Raw genomic sequence first — 15632 nt, 5'->3', positions numbered from 1 at the left:
TGCGCAAGATTCCGGCGTTCATTCGCCTATCCCGGCATACCGCCGCGGTGCTCACGCAAAACATCGGGCTCGCCCTGGGGATCAAGGCCATCTTCCTGGTGGTCACCCTGACCGGACATGCCACGATGTGGATGGCGGTATTCGCCGACATGGGAGTGAGCCTGTTGGTCGTCCTGAACGGCCTGCGTTTGCTGCGCAAGTGAGGGCGAAATGAACCGTGATCTGCGCGCCGCTGTCGATGAATCCCTTCTGAATGCCCGGCAGGCCCTGGGGGTGAAATCCCCGCTACAGGCTTACCCCTGGCTGGAGCGAGCCCACATCCTTACCCAGAAAAGGCCACTGCTCCATGCCTACAGCCACTGGCTGATGCTTCAGGCGGGCTGGGTGGCGCGCGACTACCGGGAGATGCTTGGCCAGGTACCGCGCATTTTTGCTGCCGTGCTGTTCTCCAAGGTCTGGGTTCCAGAGGGCAATACTGGACGAGCAAGAGTCAGCGCCTTTCAGCCCATGCCGATCTCAGAGGAGTTGCAGCAACTGCTGCAGGGCGATCGTCGATGAGGGCCCCCCCGAGGCTCCTCGCTGCCGAACGGTGGGGTTGTGATGGGGAACTGCAGCTGCGGTGGCAGTAATTGCCTACTTGAAAGTTGTGCTGATGCGGCTGTCAACGCAGCGGGCGAGTGAGATCAAGCCATTGCTGCCGTATCGGTAGGGGTCTGCCTAACTCACGCTAGGAGAGTTAGGCAGACGCTAAACAGTGGAAATAGGGCGCTTCCCGTGGAACAACCGTTAGGGCTTAGCGAGGCGGTGTGTCCATGTGCTGCTGATGCTGCATCATCTGATCCATCATCATCTGTTGCATGCCCATGTACCTATCCATCATGTACTGATGTTGCCTCATCTGTTCAGGCGTCATTTGGGAGTAGTGGCTGCCCATTTGGCTCCAGCCCATCATATGGCCGCCCCCCATCATATGCCCGCCCATCTTGCCGCCTCCGCAGCAACCCATCATTCCGTCGCCCCACATCCCGTGCATCATTTGCATTCCGTGCTGCATCATGACTTGGTGCTGTTGCATCAATCTCTGGCGCTGCGCAGGATCGGTCGTTTTCTGGATTAGGGTCATCTGCTCCTGCATGTTCTTCAGGTTTTCCTGCGCCTTCGCCATCTCCTGGTCAAATTGCTCGATGCTCATCGGCTGCTGATTCGGCTTGGCGGCGTTAGCGTCCTGCTGCGCAAAAGCTAGGACGGGGAAAAGCACAGCCGCCAAAGCCAGGGCGGCGAGTTTGGATGCTTTCATAATTCAGATCCTTGCAGGGGATGGTAGGCAGGGAATGGATTCCCGCTATCCAATATATGCCTCGGTTAAGGGCGCAAACTGATGTGAGTCAAAGGCTGACCCTGGCGCCTCAATACACGCAATGCAGTGGGACGTTCATGACCGCATTTGGTCGGCGGCTGCCCTTTGCCACCGGCTGTTTCCGGCCAGAAGTAGCCATTTCCCGATCTGACGAAACCGCTCAAAATACACCCAGTTCCTAAGGGTTGAAGAACGTGATAGCCAACTCTCTCCAGTTCGCGGTTGTCTCGCCGGAAGACCTGCCGGCTCTCGTGAAAGTGCTTCGAGAGGCAGGCCTACCAGATGACGACGTAGCCCTTCCCGGCAGGGTCTTCTACGCCTTCCAACTGGAAGGGCAGCAAGTTGGATATGCGGGGCTGGAGGTGTATGGACCTAATGCACTGCTGCGCTCTGTCCTGATTGATCCTCGGCACCGGAAGCGGGGACTCGGTAGCCTGGTGGTTAGCGAGATGGAAAAGCTCGCACGCCAGGCCGGGATTGAAACCCTGCACCTTCTAACCACGAATCAGGCACCATTCTTTGAGCGGATCGGCTACGTGCTCACTCCGCGTCAGGTGGCACCGCCTGACATAGCTGGCACAGCGCAGTTCAAATCACTCTGTCCGTCCTCGGCTGGCTACCTCAGAAAAGATCTTGGGTCCATGCCGCAGTGTGGTCATCACTAGTCACTACACGGGGAAATTCATGTCCATTGAAGTTCGGGTGGCTCGCCCAACGGATGCCGAAGCCATCCAAGCCATCTATGCCCCTGTGGTAGCCGATACCACCATTTCCTTCGAGGAGGTTCCACCCTCGGTTGAAGAGATGCGCCGACGAATAACGGCGACGCTTGAGACCTACCCCTATCTGGTGGCGGTACGTGATGGCCAGGTGCTGGGGTATGCATACGCCAGCCAGCATCGAGCACGGAATGCCTATCGTTGGGCAGTGGACGTCACTGTCTACATCGCCGAGACCGCGCGTCGCGGTGGCATTGGCCAACGGCTCTACGAAACCCTGCTGCCGATCCTGGCTCGTCAGGGCTACAGCTCTGCCTACGCGGGCATCACGCAGCCTAATGCGGGTAGCGTGGGACTACATGAGCGAATGGGCTTCCAGCACATCGGGACATTCCCGCAGGTCGGCTATAAGCTCGGGAAGTGGCATGACGTGGGTTACTGGCGGCTCCCCTTGCGCGAACTGTCGACACCTCCTGAAGAGCCCGTCCGTTTTGCGATCCTTGGTCATTGACCGGGTCGGCAGCGAGCATCCATGGCAACAAACCATCTACTGATCGGCCGAGCCTGCTTCATCGTCAGGGCCGGGTCACTGCCGAACGGCTACAACCAACGCCCAGGGATGACCCTGCTGCTCGCGGACGAAGAACCGCTGGAGCTGGAAATAAATGGCGAGTCCGTTGTTACGGCAGATGCCTGGCTGCTGGCCCCTGAGATTCGGCGGCGATTCGTCCGTCCCCAGGCGCATGTCAGCATCACTGTCGAGCCGAGCCACCCTGCGTATGCGCGGCTACTGCACTGGGCTCGTATGAGCCCAAGTGCGGCGCATCGCTTCGAAGTGGCTGTTGCGGATCGGGCCCTTCTTGTCGAGGTGGCAGCACAACAGGCGTTCGATGTCTGGCTGGATCGCTTGCTGACTCGGAATCACCAACCGTCAGCCGCCCCGAACCCGCGCCTGGACTACCTGTTGGCTCTGGTGAAGGACGCTGACATCGAAACCTCGGCAGAACAGATCTGGCAGTCCTTTCGCTTGCGCTATCCGAGTACACAGGCCCATTGCTCGCATTGGCTCCAGGACAGCATCGGCATTCCGCTGCGCAAGCTGCTGCTCTGGCAGAAACTGCGCCGCGCCCTGGAGGCGTTGAGTAGCGCCCAGGGGGCGACCGAGGTGGCCCATGCTGCCGGCTTCGCCGATTCGGCCCACCTGTCTCGTATCTGCCTGCGCACCTTCGGCCTTCGACCGTCGCAAGCTAACGACCACAAAATCCTTCAAGTAAACCGCTTCCCGGATTACTGACACTGGCGTCCTCGCATTTGAGGAACGTGTCATGCCACATCTCGATACCTGGGTCGTCAGTACCCTGTTGATACTGCTGGGAAGCATGGAGCTTCTTGCTGGGCGCATGCTGAATCGGCGGCAATCCGGTGAGCTCGCGATCGATGTCGTCAGCCTTGCTCAGTTCGCCTTGCTGATCAAACCGGTGATTATCGCCGTTGCCGCGCTAGCTCTCACCCAATGGACGCCTGGCTGGGCGGGCAGCCTGGCCTCGCTACCGTTTTGGCAAGCCGTTCTGCTGGTGATCATTCCGGCGGACCTTCTGCATTACTGGTATCACCGCCTGGGCCACACGCTGCCCTTCATGTGGCACATGCACCGCACCCACCATACGGCGACCGCTATGAGCATCAGCGTGGCCTACCGGGAGAACTGGCGGTGGTTCATGTTCATGCCAGACATCTGGTACGCGGGGGTGATGGTCTACCTGGGCCTGGGTGACGCCGTGTTGATCAGCCATCTGATATTTGGCTGCGCCAACGTGCTGGTACACAGTGCCTTCGCCTGGGACAAAGGCCTGTATCGGATACGCTGGCTTTCTCCTTTGGCATGGCTGCTGGAGCGCTTCGTGCAGCTCCCGAGCACCCACCGAGCCCACCACGCCGAGCTGGACGAACAGGGCAATCCACCGCACCACAACTTCGGCCAGTTGCTGTACATCTGGGACACGCTGTTTGGTACGGCCAACTTCACCCGCGACCGCTACCCAGAGCGCTACGGCATCCCCGACGACCCCGGTGATCCTTGGTGCGCCCAGTTGTGGTGGCCATTCTGCCGATCAAGAAAACCAGGTAGCGACTACAACTGACCGCCGAGACGCCAGCCTTACGAGGCTGGCGTCTGGTGCCGAGGCAGCGCGATGGAAATCAGCGCCGCCAGCAGCAAGAAGCCACTGGAAACCCAGAGGCAGGCTTCAAGTCCGTACTGCTGGAACACCCAGCCCGAGAGCAACGTGCCGAGCAGACGGCCCAGGGCGTTGGACATGTAGTAGAAACCCACGTCCAGGGACACCCCGTCTTCCTTGGCATAGCTGACGATCAGGTAGCTGTGCAGCGACGAATTCACCGCGAACAGCACGCCGAACAGCATCAACCCGCCGAGCAATACCGCCTGTGCCGACCAGCCCGAGGCGAGCCCCAGGGCGATCAGCGCGGGAAGCCCGGCCAAGGCCAGGGCCCAGGTGAAGGCGGCGCGGCCGTCCGGCACATGGCCACGCTGCTTGCCGGTGATGTGCGGGGCGAAGGACTGCACGATGCCGTAGCCGATGATCCAGGCGGCGAGGAAGCCGCCGACCAGCCAGAAGTCCCAGCCGAATACGGTGCTCAGGTACACCGGCAGCGCCACCACGAACCACACGTCGCGAGCACCAAAGAGAAACAGCCGCGCCGCCGAGAGGATATTGATCGCCCGGCTCTTGGAGAGCATGTCGCGGAACTTCGGTTTGGCCTTGGCTTTGCCCAAGTCCTTCTTCAGCAGCACCAGGCTACCCAGCCAGATCAGTGCCAACACCGCCGCCATCATCAGCACGGCCCCAGTGAAACCGAGCAAGGCGAGCAGCGCTCCACCGAGGAAGAAACCGACGCCCTTGAGCGCATTCTTCGAACCGGTGAGGATCGCCACCCACCGGTACAGCGTGCCCTGCTGGCTGTCCGGTACCAGGAGCTTGATCGAGCTCTTGGCACTCATTTTGTTGAGATCCTTGGCGATACCAGACAACGCCTGGGCTCCCATCACCCAGGGCACGGTGAGCCAGGCGGCCGGTACGGTGAGCATCAGCAACGCGACGACCTGCATCCCGAGACCGATGTTCATGGTGTGGTTCAGCCCCAGGCGCGCACCGAGGTAGCCGCCCACCAGGTTGGTGATGACGCCAAAGATCTCGTAAAAGAGGAACAGCGCGGCGATCTGCAGCGGCGTGTAGCCCAGCGTATGGAAGTGCAGCACCACCAACATGCGCAGCGCGCCGTCAGTGAGGGTGAAGGCCCAGTAGTTGCCCGTGACCAGCAGGTACTGGCGCACTTCCGTGGGCAGGGCTGACAACGCCTGCATGATCTCTGATTACTCCGCCGCGCCGACCAGACGGGCTAGCTCCGCCGCACGATTGGCATAGCCCCACTCGTTGTCGTACCAGGCATAGAGCTTCACCTGGGTGCCATTGACCACCATGGTGGACAGCGCGTCGATGATCGACGAGCGCGGGTCGGTGCGGTAGTCGATGGACACCAGCGGTCGCTCTTCATAGCCGAGGATGTCCTTCAACGGACCATCGGCGGCCGCCTTGAGCAGTGCATTGACCTCTTCCACCGTCGTGGCGCGCTCCACCTCGAACACGCAGTCGGTCAGCGAGGCATTGGCCAGCGGTACGCGCACCGCGTGGCCATTCAGCTTGCCGCGCAGCTCGGGGAATATCTCGGCAATGGCGGTGGCCGAACCTGTGGTGGTGGGAATCAGGCTCATCCCCGAGGCGCGGGCGCGACGCAGGTCTTTATGGGGTGTATCGAGGATGCTCTGCGTGTTGGTCAGGTCGTGGATGGTGGTGATCGAGCCGTGGCGAATGCCCAGATTCTCGTGAATCACCTTGACCACCGGGGCGAGGCAGTTGGTTGTGCAGGAGGCCGCGGTGACAATGCGGTGCTGCGCCGGATCGAACAGGTGCTGGTTGACGCCCATGACGACGTTCAGCGCCCCCTTTTCCTTGACCGGCGCGCAGACGACCACGCGCTTTACGCCCTGATCCAGATAAGCCTGGAGCACGGCGACCGTCTTCATCTTGCCGCTGGCCTCGATCACCAGGTCGCAGCCACTCCAATCGGTATCGGCGATGGCCTTGTTGGCGGTGACCTGGATGCGCTTGCCGCCGATCACCACGCAGTCGCCCTCGGCGCTGGCCTCATGCTGCCAGCGCCCGTGCACCGAATCGAAGTTCAGCAGGTGGGCGTGGGTGGCGGCATCACCCGCCGGGTCGTTGATGTGGACGAACTCCAGCTCAGGCCAGTCCCAGGCAGCGCGCAGCGCCAGGCGACCGATACGACCGAAACCGTTGATACCGACTTTGATGCTCATGCTGGTGTTCTCTGGAGAGTCTGAAATCAGAGGCTTGCGTCGAACTGGCTGATCCAGTTGACGTGGGCCGGATGCTGGATGGCCTTGGGACGCAGGGCCTGTACCTGGGCAATGGCATCCGTGCGAGGCACCCCAGCCTCGATCAGGATGCGCGCGGCGATCAGCCCGGTGCGGCCCGAGCCGCCCTTGCAGTGGATGGCGAGGTGCTTGCCACCACCCAGCAGGCTGAGAATCTGCTGCTTCGACTGGCCCCAGGCCTGGTCGAAGTCATCGAGCGGCACCTGTTCATCCGCCACCGGCAGCTGAAACCAATCCAGGCCCAACCGCTGGCACTGCTGGGCGATGGCCTCAGCGCCGTTGGCGGCGAGTTCGCTCGACGGCATCAGGGTGATAACCGCCGAAGCCCCAGCCTGCTGGAGGGTAACCAGTGCCTCATCGAGGGTGGTGTCCTTGGTGCCCGGACAAGGGGTAAAGATCAGCTTGCCCTGGCGACCAGGAATGCTCAGTACATCGTAGGGATGAGACATGTCAGGTGAATCCTGTGATCAGATGGAACGTTGATTGACGCGTTTGGAGAGTTCTTCCGCCGATTCCTTGCGTTCGGAGTAGCGGTCGACCAGGTAGTCCGAACGCTCGCGCAGCAGCAGGGTGAATTTCACCAACTCCTCCATGACATCCACCACACGGTCGTAGAAGGAGGACGGTTTCATGCGCCCGGCTTCATCGAACTCCAGGTAGGCCTTGGGTACCGAGGACTGGTTGGGGATGGTGAACATGCGCATCCAGCGACCCAGCACGCGCAACTGATTGACCACGTTGAACGATTGGGAGCCACCGCAGACCTGCATCACTGCCAGGGTCTTGCCCTGGGTCGGACGCACCGCGCCCATGGCCAGTGGAATCCAGTCTATCTGCGCCTTGAATACCCCGGTCATGGCGCCGTGGCGCTCGGGCGAGCACCAGACCTGGCCTTCTGACCAGAGCACCAGTTCGCGCAGCTCCTGCACCTTCGGGTGGCTGTCGGGAACGTCGTCCGGCAGCGGCAGCCCGGAGGGATCGAAGATCCGCGTTTCCGCGCCGAAATGCTCCAGCAGGCGGGCGGCTTCATGGGTCAGCAGGCGGCTGAACGAACGCTCGCGGGTCGATCCGTAGAGCAGCAGAATGCGTGGCTTGTGAGTGGCCGACAGCGGACTGCCTAACTTGTCCAGGGTGGGCAAGTCGACCAGGTCGGCATCGAGGTTGGGAATGTGGTCGTCGGTCATGGTTCTACTCCTCAGCAAGCGCGCCCTTCGGCTGATCGAACCAGCGGCGCTTCAGCCACCAGGCCACGCCCACCAGCGAAATCAGTACGGGTACTTCCACCAGCGGCCCGATCACGGTGGCGAAGGCCACCGGGGACGCCAGGCCGAAGGTCGCGATGGCCACCGCAATGGCCAGTTCGAAATTGTTGCTGGCAGCGGTAAAGGCCAGCGCAGTGGTGCGTGGGTAGTCGGCCTCCAGCAGCTTGCCCATCCAGAAGCTGAGGAAGAACATCACCACGAAGTAGATGGTCAGCGGGATGGCGATGCGCAGGACATCCAGCGGCAGTTGCAGCACCATGTCGCCTTTCAGGCTGAACATCGCAACGATGGTCAGCAGCAGCGCCACCAACGTCAGCGGGCTGATCCGGGGGATGAAGCGCTCGCGGTACCAGGTCTCGCCTTTCCGATTGATCAACAGCTTGCGGGTCAGGAAGCCGGCCAGGAACGGGATGCCCAGGTAGATCAGCACCGACTCGGCGATGTCGAGGAAGCTGGTCTGGATGACGCTGCTCTCCAGACCGAACAGCGGCGGCAGCAGGCCCAGGAAAATCCAGGCATACACGCTGAAGAACAGGATCTGGAAGATGCTGTTGAAGGCCACCAGCCCAGCGACGTACTGGTTGTTGCCCCCGGCGATCTGGTTCCACACCAGCACCATGGCGATGCAACGGGCCAGGCCGATCAGGATCAGGCCGGTCATGTATTCGGGCTTATCCGCTAGGAACACCACCGCCAGCACGAACATCAGCACCGGCCCGATGACCCAGTTCTGCACCAGGGACAGGGCAAGGATGCGTTTGTCCTTGAACACCTGCGGCAGTTCCTCGTAACGCACCTTGGCCAGCGGCGGGTACATCATCACGATCAGGCCGATGGCGATGGGGATATTGGTCGAGCCCACGGACAGGCTGTTCAGCCAGGCCGGCAGCCCGTCGAACAGGCTGCCAAGTCCTACGCCTATAGCCATGGCGAGAAAGATCCAGACCGTCAGGTAACGATCCAGGAAGGCGAGACGGCTTTTGCGCATGGTCATGTCTCCGCTGTCAGAAGGTGCCGATCAAGGCCAGCTCCGCCTTGAGCTGCTCGCTGCTCATCTGCTTCAACGGCAGCGCCAGGAAGGCCTGGACACGGGTCTTGATCCGCTCCAGCGTGGCGTCGAAGGCCGCTTCGATCTCGTCGGGGCTGCCGGTGTATTCGGAGGGGTCAGCCAGCCCCCAGTGCGCCTTCATGGCCGGGCCGAAGAACACCGGACAGGCCTCGCCAGCGGCTTTGTCGCACACGGTGATGACGAAATCCGGGGCGAGATACTGGTGGGCATCGCTCGACTTGCTGCTCAGCCCGTCCGTCGTGATGCCGGCCTTCTCCAAGGTCGAGATGCTCATGGGGTGCACCATCCCTTTCGGTTGGCTGCCGGCGCTATAGCCCTGCATGCCAGCCGGTGCCAGATGGTTGAACACAGCTTCGGAAAGAATGCTGCGGCAGCTATTGGCGGTGCAGAGAAACAGGACTTTCATCGGGCTATCCATATCGGCCAATCGGGGGACTCGGGCTTGCGCTCAGCAGCAGGCGGCGGCGCGTTCGGGACGGTCGCCCATGCCATCGAGCCGCTTCGAATCGGGACTCAGCCAATGCTTGTTGGCCTCCAACACCGTCGTCAGCACGCTGTGTACCCAATCAGGCAGGTTGGGATGCAGGCGGTAGTACACCCATTGCCCCTGCCGGCGATCCGCCAGCAAGCCACAGGTGCGCAACTGCGCCAGGTGGCGGGAAATCTTCGGCTGGCTCTCATCCAGGGCGCAGGTGAGTTCGCAGACGCACAGCTCCTCCTCGCGGGTGATGAGCAGCATCAGGCGAACGCGGGTCTCGTCCGCCAGGCATTTGAAAACGGTGGTCGGGGTCAGATGGTCGGTCATAGCGCTCTCAACGTTTGGTTTTCACCAGAACGAACATCTTGATGCGTTCGGCAATTTCCTGGGCGGCGTGCCTAAAGGCATCTGGCTTGGTGCTGACAACCGGGTCTTCGAAGTGCCAGGCCAGCACCTCGCCGGCACCGGGCAATGCGTGGCATTCCAGCGCCGCCTTGTCGCAGAGGGTGATTACAAAGTCGAAGCGCTCACCGGCAAACTCGTCGACGGACTTGCTGTGTAGGCCCTCGGTACTGATACCCAGGTGCTGTAGCTCGGCCAGGGTGCGTGGGTCGATCCCCCCTGGGGCGGTGCCCGCGCTGAAAGCTTCGAAGTGCTCGGAATCGATGTGCCGAAGCAGAGCTTCAGCGAACTGGGATCGGGCGGCGTTGGCGGTGCAAACGAACAGCACGCGGGTCTTGGAGGTCATGGCCATGCTCTTGGATAGATATGGTTTTTCGAATATATGATTTTTCGTATATCAGGTAAAGCCGACTGGACGAAGCGCAAGGGAAATCAGCTTGTGATAGGTGGCAGTAATGTCTGCGAGCCTCAAGCTAGGCACGCTCCATCGTCAATGCCGACCAGAAACATCCGGTTACGCGCATATTCGAATATCGTCATGAACCTGTCATGACAGTCGCCTTGGTTTCAGTCGCACCTCAACCCACACAGGAGCTGTACGATGAAAAAACTGACCTTGGGTGCACTGGTGCTGACCAGCCTGTTTGCCGCCACCGCCTTCGCCAGCCAGTTCGACAAGCCTGGTTTCGTCACCGAAGTGGAAGATGGTCGCCTCTGGGTGTTTCGCGAAGGCTCCCCGGAACTGAAGGCCTTCAAAGAAAACGGTGAGCCGGCCAAGCAGTTCACCGATGTGGGCACCGGCCCGGAGGGCATGACGGTGAAGGCTGCCGACGAGAAAACCCTGAAGGACTACCTCCAGGCGATCAAGCAGTAAGCTTGGTACATAGCTTCCCGCCGAGTAAATTCAGCGGGCAGCGAAAGTGCGAATGCTGCTTCGAACCCCGGGCGCGACATCCCTTGCGGCTCATCACGCCCGCGGTTTAGCTGGTCTACTGTGGCCTTGAAGCCCATGGTCATTCCGAGCTGAAAACTATCGGCACAAATGCAATACGGCGCAGCCCGTCAGGCCACGCACTCCGCCTGGTTGGCGGGGCCGTGTGTCAGCTCCGAGCTTGTCTCCTTGAGTTCGGCGATCATGAAACTCAGCCGGACACTGGTACCTTCCTTCTCCCGGCTGGTCAGACTCACCTTCCCGCCAAATCGCTCCATGATCTGCTTGACCATAATCAGACCGATGCCCAGGCCACCCTGCTTGGTGGTGTAGAAGGATTTGAAGGCCATCAATTCCTGCTGCCGGGACATGCCTTTCCCCGAATCACTGATCATCAAGTCCATCCACTGGCCGCTCGCGTCTGGAAACGCCTGAATTGAGAGTTGGCCGCCTCCGGGCATGGCCTCAATGGCGTTGGCGATGACGCTGTTGAGAACCTGCGAAAGTAGCAGCTTGTGGCTCGTAACCAGCGGGGCAGGCTTGTCGACCAACGAGACGTGAATCTTGGCCTTGGTGAGCTGCTGATCGAAGTTGTGCAAGGTTTCCTTCACCACTTCAATGGGCTCGACTTGCTCCGACTCTCCATGGAGAGGCCGCAGGCAGAGCAGCAGATCGCGCACCCAGTTCGACATGCGGTCAACCTGGCTGATGATGTCGGCAATGCATTTCTGTATCTGTGGGCCTTCCATTTCCTGTGCCAGTTCAGCGCTGGAGCGTATGGAAGCCAGCGGGTTGCGCAGGCTGTGAGCCACTGCGCTGGACATCTCGCCCAAGCCCACATAGGTCCTGTTGGCCACCAGTTGGTTCTGCTGCGAGGCCAACAGGTTGGAGGCTCGCTTCACAATCCAGAAGAGGCCCAGATAGATCAGCAGCCCGCCCAGCACGGTCGCGGTCCAGATCAAACGGTTGCCGCGCTTGACGCGTTCGAGGAGATCCACTGGTTCCTTGTAGAGTTCAACGATGGCCAGGACCTTGCCATCGTCATCAATCAGCGGGATGTAGTTCTCGATGAAGAACATGTTGGGCGCACGGAGAAACTTCTGCTCGACGCGGCCTTCATCCACTTCGTTGTACCTGGCGGACACCTGACCGCCGGATTCGTAGGCGGCTTCCAGGGCGTCATCTGCGGCCATCTGCAGGCCGATCAACGCCGGATTGGTCGACCAGACCACCGTCCGATCTGGCCCGTAGATGGTCGCCAACAGTGAATCCGGCAAGTGAGAAAGGTGATCAAGGAATTCCGAGCGAGCGCGCTCTCGGTTTTGGCGCGCCTCGTGAGTGAATATCCAGTACTGGTCAGGTAGCAGAATATCCCCCATCTGCATGCCTCGCAGGCCGTGGTGGCGAGTCTCGCCCTTCGCCAAAGTCTGGATGAACTGGGCGGAGAGCATGGCATCCCGCTCCAGACTCTCGCTGACAAGGAAATGCGTTGAGATGGTGCCGATGGCAAAGGCCACCGTCGCGATGATGACCAGGCTGATAGCCGAGAACCAGCGCAGCAGGTTGAATGGCTGCGTGGGTGCAATTTCGCGTTCTTCTTTCGTGTCCCCAAAGGCTTCCCATATGGCCGCGTTCATGTGAATCCTCCCCTGACCCTTCGCGCGTTATAGCAGTGCTGGTCGGTGACCGATGGGCGTACCAGCCTATCGGTCTAAAACGAGGACTCGTTGGACACCGGTTCCGTCAGGGCAAGCACTGGTCGGCAAGTCCACGCGAAGTTTCCTTACCCTTATAACCACCTGCGCACACGCGCCCGGTAGGACGAGAACTGCTCTCCGAATAAGGCCTGGAGTGCTCGTTCCTCGGGGATGATCTGGAAACGGTTCATGTAGAGCACGAAACCGACCACGCCCAGTAACGTAAATGGAGAATCCAAATAGAGTGCCCAGGCCACCAGGATCATGGCGAAACCCAAGTACATGGGATTTCGCGTATGACGGTAGATGCCTGAATCGACCAGAGCGGTCGCCGTTTCCGGCCTCAACGGGTTAACGGTGGTCCTGGCAAGACGGAACGACAGCACGCCGGCAAGACATACCGCTACGCCCAACAACAGCACGGCAACCGAACCCCACACATGCCATCCCGCGGTCGCCACAAGGCCTGGAGCTAGGGGTGCAAGCAACCACATCAGACCCCCGAAAAAGGTTGCGACCAGCGGCGGCGGTACTCGATGCTCCAGCCAGTTCACACCTAATTCCCAGCTCGCTTGATTTCGGACAGCACGAGATTGCGCAGCGGCTCCGGACCGAGTTCCACCAGGGGCTGAGCGTTGACGTAGAAGGTCGGCGTGCCACGAATACCAATCTTCTTGGCATCGTCCATATCACGCTTGAGAACGGCATTGATGTTGGGGGAGTTCATCTCGGCACGCGCCTTTTCCACATCCAGTCCGGCGCTTGCGGCGGCGTCCCAGGCCTTCAGCACCTGCGGATCGTCATGCCATTCCGGCTGTGCAGCCAGCACCGCTTCCAGTACCTGTGGGAACAGATTCTGCTTGCGCGAGGTTTCGAGAAGGCGGGCGACTTCTTCTGAGCCCTTGTGGAACAGCACGTAGCGCATTACCAGGCGGACGTCATTGGGATTCTCTTCGAGTATTTTCTTAACGAAGGGATACATGGCCCGGCAGGATTCGCAGGAGGGGTCGAAGAATTCGACTATGGTCACGGATGCGTTGGATGGACCGAAGGTCGGCGAATGGAAGCGCACGAGTGTGGCAGGGTCTTCAGTGGCGGACGCTGTGGACACAGTGGAAACAGTAGAAGCCTCTTCTTCTGAAACCTGGCGGTCGAAGTAGAGCACCGCCGCAGCAATTGCGATTAAGGCGACAAACACGATTTCGAGTACGACGAAACGTCGGCTCATAGGGTGGATCTCCAGGGAATGGCTAGGGGGTTGAGTGAATACTTTGGCTCGGTTTCATTGCGTGGTCGGCGACACTGCCGTGAAGGTAACCGGCAAGCTCTGGCCATCTGCGAATTGCAAGGTGACTTCCACCTGATCGCCGAGCGCCACCGGTTGCTGGCGTTGCATCAGCATCAAGTGATAGCCGCCTGATGCGAAGTTCACTGTGGCACCTGGCGCCACTTCCACCTGCTCGACGTGCTGCATGCTCGCGGTACCGTTCTCCACGGCACTGCGATGCATCATCACCTCGGCGTAAGCCGGGCTCTGTGCGCCGATTAGCACAATGGGCTGGCTACCTGTGTTGGTGAGGCTGAAGTAACCGGCAGCCGGCAGGTTGCCGGGCAGCAGGCGTAGCCGGGCATCTTTGGCCTCCAGGTCAGCCAGCGCGCCAGTCGAGACGGCCAGCAACAGCGCCAGGCTGAGGTATCGGAATCGCAGCATCGATTTTCTCCTTGGGTGCTTGAAGTGCTCAGTGCCTTTCTTTCGGGCCGCAGCAGCCCTTCCCAGGGGCGGACTTGGACGGGGAGCACCCTGGCTCAGCAATAATCGCCGTGGCCGTGGGGGTGCAACCGGAATCCTGCTGGGCCACCGGGTTGCTGCCGCAGCAACTGATAGTCGTGGTGTCCATCGGTAGGGAAGGTGGGGCAGCGGGAGCGCTTCGCCATTCGGCCCAGGCTTCGCCGATAACCTGCCAGGCCGAGTGCAGGAACAAAATGGCAATCGCCAGTCCAACCACAACGTCCGGCCAGAGACTGCTGGTGAGCGCAACCAGGCCCGCTGCGACAATGACACTGCTGTTAGCCAGCAGGTCATTACGTGAGCAGAGCCAGGTGGAGCGCATGTTCAAGTCATCGCTGCGATGCGCATAGAGCAAGGCGAAACACACCCCATTGGCCAGCAAGGCGATCACGCCCACGACGCCCATCCAGTCGGCGGCAGGAACCTCGTTCAGCAATATCTTGTGTGCGGCGTCGGCGATCACCACCAGGCCGAACAGGAGCATGAAACCGCCCTTGACCAGTGCGGCACCTGCCCGCGCGCGGGCGCTGCGATGCAGCACGAACAGGGTCAGCGCATAAACCGAGGCGTCGCCGAACATGTCCAGCGAGTCGCCCAGCAAGGCCGTCGAGCCGGCAATCCAGCCCGCACTGAACTCCAGGAGGAACATCAGGGCATTGATGGCCAGGACGATATACAGCACGCGGCTTTGCCGGGCTCGCAGCTGAGCCAATTCTCCGGCCTTGTTTTCGCAGCAGCTGTCCACGATCCGAAACCTCATTCAAGTGCAATGTTCGTAGAATGAGGGTTATAGCAACTATAAGGTCAAGCCCATGATCGAGCCGAAACTCACGGTAGGACAACTGGCCACGGCCACCGATACCAAGGCGGTCACCATCCGCTATTACGAGAGCCTGGGACTGCTGCCGGCCGCCCAGCGCAATTCGTCAGGCTATCGTCTGTATTCGGCGCAAGACCGGGATCGCCTGGTCTTCATCCGGCGCAGCCGTGCCCTGGGCTTCAGCCTTGACGACATTCGGGAATTATTGAGCTTTTCTGACCACCGGCAGGCATCCTGCGCGGCGGTGGACGCAAAGATTGCGGAACAACTGGTCCAGGTCAGGTTGCGGATACGCGACCTCCAGGGATTGGAGCAGGAGCTGCAGCGTCTGATTGATTGCTGCCAGGGCGGCGTGATCGAGCAGTGCCGGATCATTGAGTCACTGACGGAACGCCATTGAGCGTCGCCCTAGACGAAGCACCAGTCACATGGTCCCGTCGTCCATTTCGGCGACCAGATGACGTCGCCGTGAAGTGAGTGTCGGCGATAAGATCCATCTGTTAAGGTCACTGATCGAGGAAACCCTTTGTGGAAGGCGCATTCGTCAAGGTAAGTCTGATAGCGGCGCTTAGCGAGTTTCCCAGCGAGGCTTCCGTGCTGCTGGTTTTGACCCTCATCGCCCTGTGGGCCCTTC

The 15632-nt window shown here is 60.6% G+C and carries 21 protein-coding genes and 1 pseudogene; 8 read left to right on the top strand and 14 right to left on the bottom strand.

What is annotated here, in order from left to right; all coding sequences use genetic code 11:
• Positions 1-203 (top strand): annotated as a pseudogene (locus tag MnOB_RS24860) (heavy metal translocating P-type ATPase); the annotation flags it as partial.
• A gap of 7 nt (positions 204-210) precedes the next feature.
• A complete protein-coding gene (locus tag MnOB_RS24855) occupies positions 211-558 on the top strand; it encodes a DUF3703 domain-containing protein (RefSeq protein WP_077527182.1) in 348 nt (115 codons plus the stop codon).
• Between the two features lie 235 nt (positions 559-793).
• Here the strand turns inward: MnOB_RS24855 and MnOB_RS24850 are convergent, their stop codons facing one another.
• Positions 794-1297 (bottom strand): hypothetical protein, encoded by a 504-nt coding sequence (locus MnOB_RS24850; RefSeq protein WP_077527180.1) that lies wholly within the window; start codon positions 1295-1297, stop codon positions 794-796.
• A gap of 254 nt (positions 1298-1551) precedes the next feature.
• Between MnOB_RS24850 and arsN2 the strand changes: the two genes are divergently transcribed.
• From arsN2 to MnOB_RS24830, 4 genes are all read left to right on the top strand, one after another.
• The gene (gene arsN2, locus MnOB_RS29720; RefSeq protein WP_352230898.1) at positions 1552-2022 is read left to right on the top strand and encodes an arsenic resistance N-acetyltransferase ArsN2; all 471 of its coding nucleotides are present in this window, start codon (positions 1552-1554) and stop codon (positions 2020-2022) included.
• Between the two features lie 19 nt (positions 2023-2041).
• Complete coding sequence (locus MnOB_RS24840) at positions 2042-2587, top strand: arsinothricin resistance N-acetyltransferase ArsN1 family B (RefSeq protein WP_077527176.1); 546 nt, start codon at positions 2042-2044, stop codon at positions 2585-2587.
• A 108-nt stretch (positions 2588-2695) separates the two neighbouring features.
• Complete coding sequence (locus tag MnOB_RS24835) at positions 2696-3370, top strand: AraC family transcriptional regulator (RefSeq protein ID WP_234358325.1); 675 nt, start codon at positions 2696-2698, stop codon at positions 3368-3370.
• Positions 3371-3401: 31 nt separating this feature from the next.
• Positions 3402-4217, top strand: coding sequence for a sterol desaturase family protein (locus MnOB_RS24830; protein ID WP_077527172.1), 816 nt, complete (start codon positions 3402-3404; stop codon positions 4215-4217).
• Between the two features lie 17 nt (positions 4218-4234).
• Here the strand turns inward: MnOB_RS24830 and arsJ are convergent, their stop codons facing one another.
• Genes arsJ through MnOB_RS24790 form a run of 8 tightly spaced genes read right to left on the bottom strand, consistent with a single transcriptional unit; the run spans position 4235 to position 10107 of the window.
• Positions 4235-5458 carry an organoarsenical effux MFS transporter ArsJ gene (gene arsJ, locus MnOB_RS24825; RefSeq protein WP_077527170.1) on the bottom strand — a complete coding sequence of 408 codons (1224 nt, stop codon included), beginning with the start codon at positions 5456-5458 and terminating at the stop codon, positions 4235-4237.
• Positions 5459-5467: 9 nt separating this feature from the next.
• Positions 5468-6472, bottom strand: a complete 1005-nt coding sequence (locus MnOB_RS24820) for an ArsJ-associated glyceraldehyde-3-phosphate dehydrogenase (protein WP_077527168.1) — start codon at positions 6470-6472, stop codon at positions 5468-5470.
• Between the two features lie 26 nt (positions 6473-6498).
• Positions 6499-6999, bottom strand: a complete 501-nt coding sequence (locus tag MnOB_RS24815; protein WP_077527166.1) for a cyclin-dependent kinase inhibitor 3 family protein — start codon at positions 6997-6999, stop codon at positions 6499-6501.
• 18 nt (positions 7000-7017) lie between these two features.
• Positions 7018-7734, bottom strand: a complete 717-nt coding sequence (gene arsH / locus MnOB_RS24810; RefSeq protein WP_077527165.1) for an arsenical resistance protein ArsH — start codon at positions 7732-7734, stop codon at positions 7018-7020.
• Between the two features lie 4 nt (positions 7735-7738).
• A complete protein-coding gene (gene arsB, locus MnOB_RS24805; protein WP_077527192.1) occupies positions 7739-8800 on the bottom strand; it encodes an ACR3 family arsenite efflux transporter in 1062 nt (353 codons plus the stop codon).
• Between the two features lie 16 nt (positions 8801-8816).
• Entirely contained in the window at positions 8817-9287 is a 471-nt protein-coding gene (locus MnOB_RS24800; RefSeq protein WP_077527163.1) for an arsenate reductase ArsC, read from the bottom strand.
• Between the two features lie 42 nt (positions 9288-9329).
• On the bottom strand, positions 9330-9686 hold the full coding sequence (locus tag MnOB_RS24795) for a metalloregulator ArsR/SmtB family transcription factor (RefSeq protein ID WP_077527161.1): 357 nt from the start codon (positions 9684-9686) through the stop codon (positions 9330-9332).
• 7 nt (positions 9687-9693) lie between these two features.
• Positions 9694-10107 (bottom strand): arsenate reductase ArsC, encoded by a 414-nt coding sequence (locus tag MnOB_RS24790; RefSeq protein WP_077527159.1) that lies wholly within the window; start codon positions 10105-10107, stop codon positions 9694-9696.
• Positions 10108-10362: 255 nt separating this feature from the next.
• On the opposite strand from MnOB_RS24790, the gene MnOB_RS24785 reads away from it, so the two are divergent.
• On the top strand, positions 10363-10635 hold the full coding sequence (locus MnOB_RS24785) for a hypothetical protein (RefSeq protein ID WP_077527157.1): 273 nt from the start codon (positions 10363-10365) through the stop codon (positions 10633-10635).
• Positions 10636-10823: 188 nt separating this feature from the next.
• Here MnOB_RS24785 and MnOB_RS24780 read toward each other — a convergent pair whose 3' ends face one another.
• From MnOB_RS24780 to MnOB_RS24760, 5 genes are all read right to left on the bottom strand, one after another.
• Positions 10824-12329: a sensor histidine kinase gene (locus MnOB_RS24780; RefSeq protein ID WP_077527156.1), complete on the bottom strand. Its 1506-nt coding sequence runs from the start codon at positions 12327-12329 to the stop codon at positions 10824-10826.
• A 152-nt stretch (positions 12330-12481) separates the two neighbouring features.
• Positions 12482-12943 carry a methyltransferase family protein gene (locus tag MnOB_RS24775; RefSeq protein ID WP_107504126.1) on the bottom strand — a complete coding sequence of 154 codons (462 nt, stop codon included), beginning with the start codon at positions 12941-12943 and terminating at the stop codon, positions 12482-12484.
• 2 nt (positions 12944-12945) lie between these two features.
• A complete protein-coding gene (locus MnOB_RS24770; RefSeq protein ID WP_077527154.1) occupies positions 12946-13617 on the bottom strand; it encodes a DsbA family protein in 672 nt (223 codons plus the stop codon).
• A 54-nt stretch (positions 13618-13671) separates the two neighbouring features.
• The gene (locus tag MnOB_RS24765) at positions 13672-14100 is read right to left on the bottom strand and encodes a copper chaperone PCu(A)C (RefSeq protein WP_077527153.1); all 429 of its coding nucleotides are present in this window, start codon (positions 14098-14100) and stop codon (positions 13672-13674) included.
• 28 nt (positions 14101-14128) lie between these two features.
• Positions 14129-14923, bottom strand: coding sequence for a cation efflux transmembrane domain-containing protein (locus MnOB_RS24760; RefSeq protein ID WP_077527152.1), 795 nt, complete (start codon positions 14921-14923; stop codon positions 14129-14131).
• Between the two features lie 67 nt (positions 14924-14990).
• Between MnOB_RS24760 and MnOB_RS24755 the strand changes: the two genes are divergently transcribed.
• The gene (locus MnOB_RS24755; RefSeq protein ID WP_077527151.1) at positions 14991-15398 is read left to right on the top strand and encodes a MerR family transcriptional regulator; all 408 of its coding nucleotides are present in this window, start codon (positions 14991-14993) and stop codon (positions 15396-15398) included.
• Positions 15399-15632: the final 234 nt, after the last annotated feature.

Source organism: Metapseudomonas resinovorans, assembly GCF_002003485.1.
In the GTDB taxonomy this organism is placed as follows: domain Bacteria; phylum Pseudomonadota; class Gammaproteobacteria; order Pseudomonadales; family Pseudomonadaceae; genus Metapseudomonas; species Metapseudomonas resinovorans_D.
The sequence above is the reverse complement of the archived record's forward strand: the minus strand, read 5'-3'. Positions and strand labels throughout refer to the sequence as shown.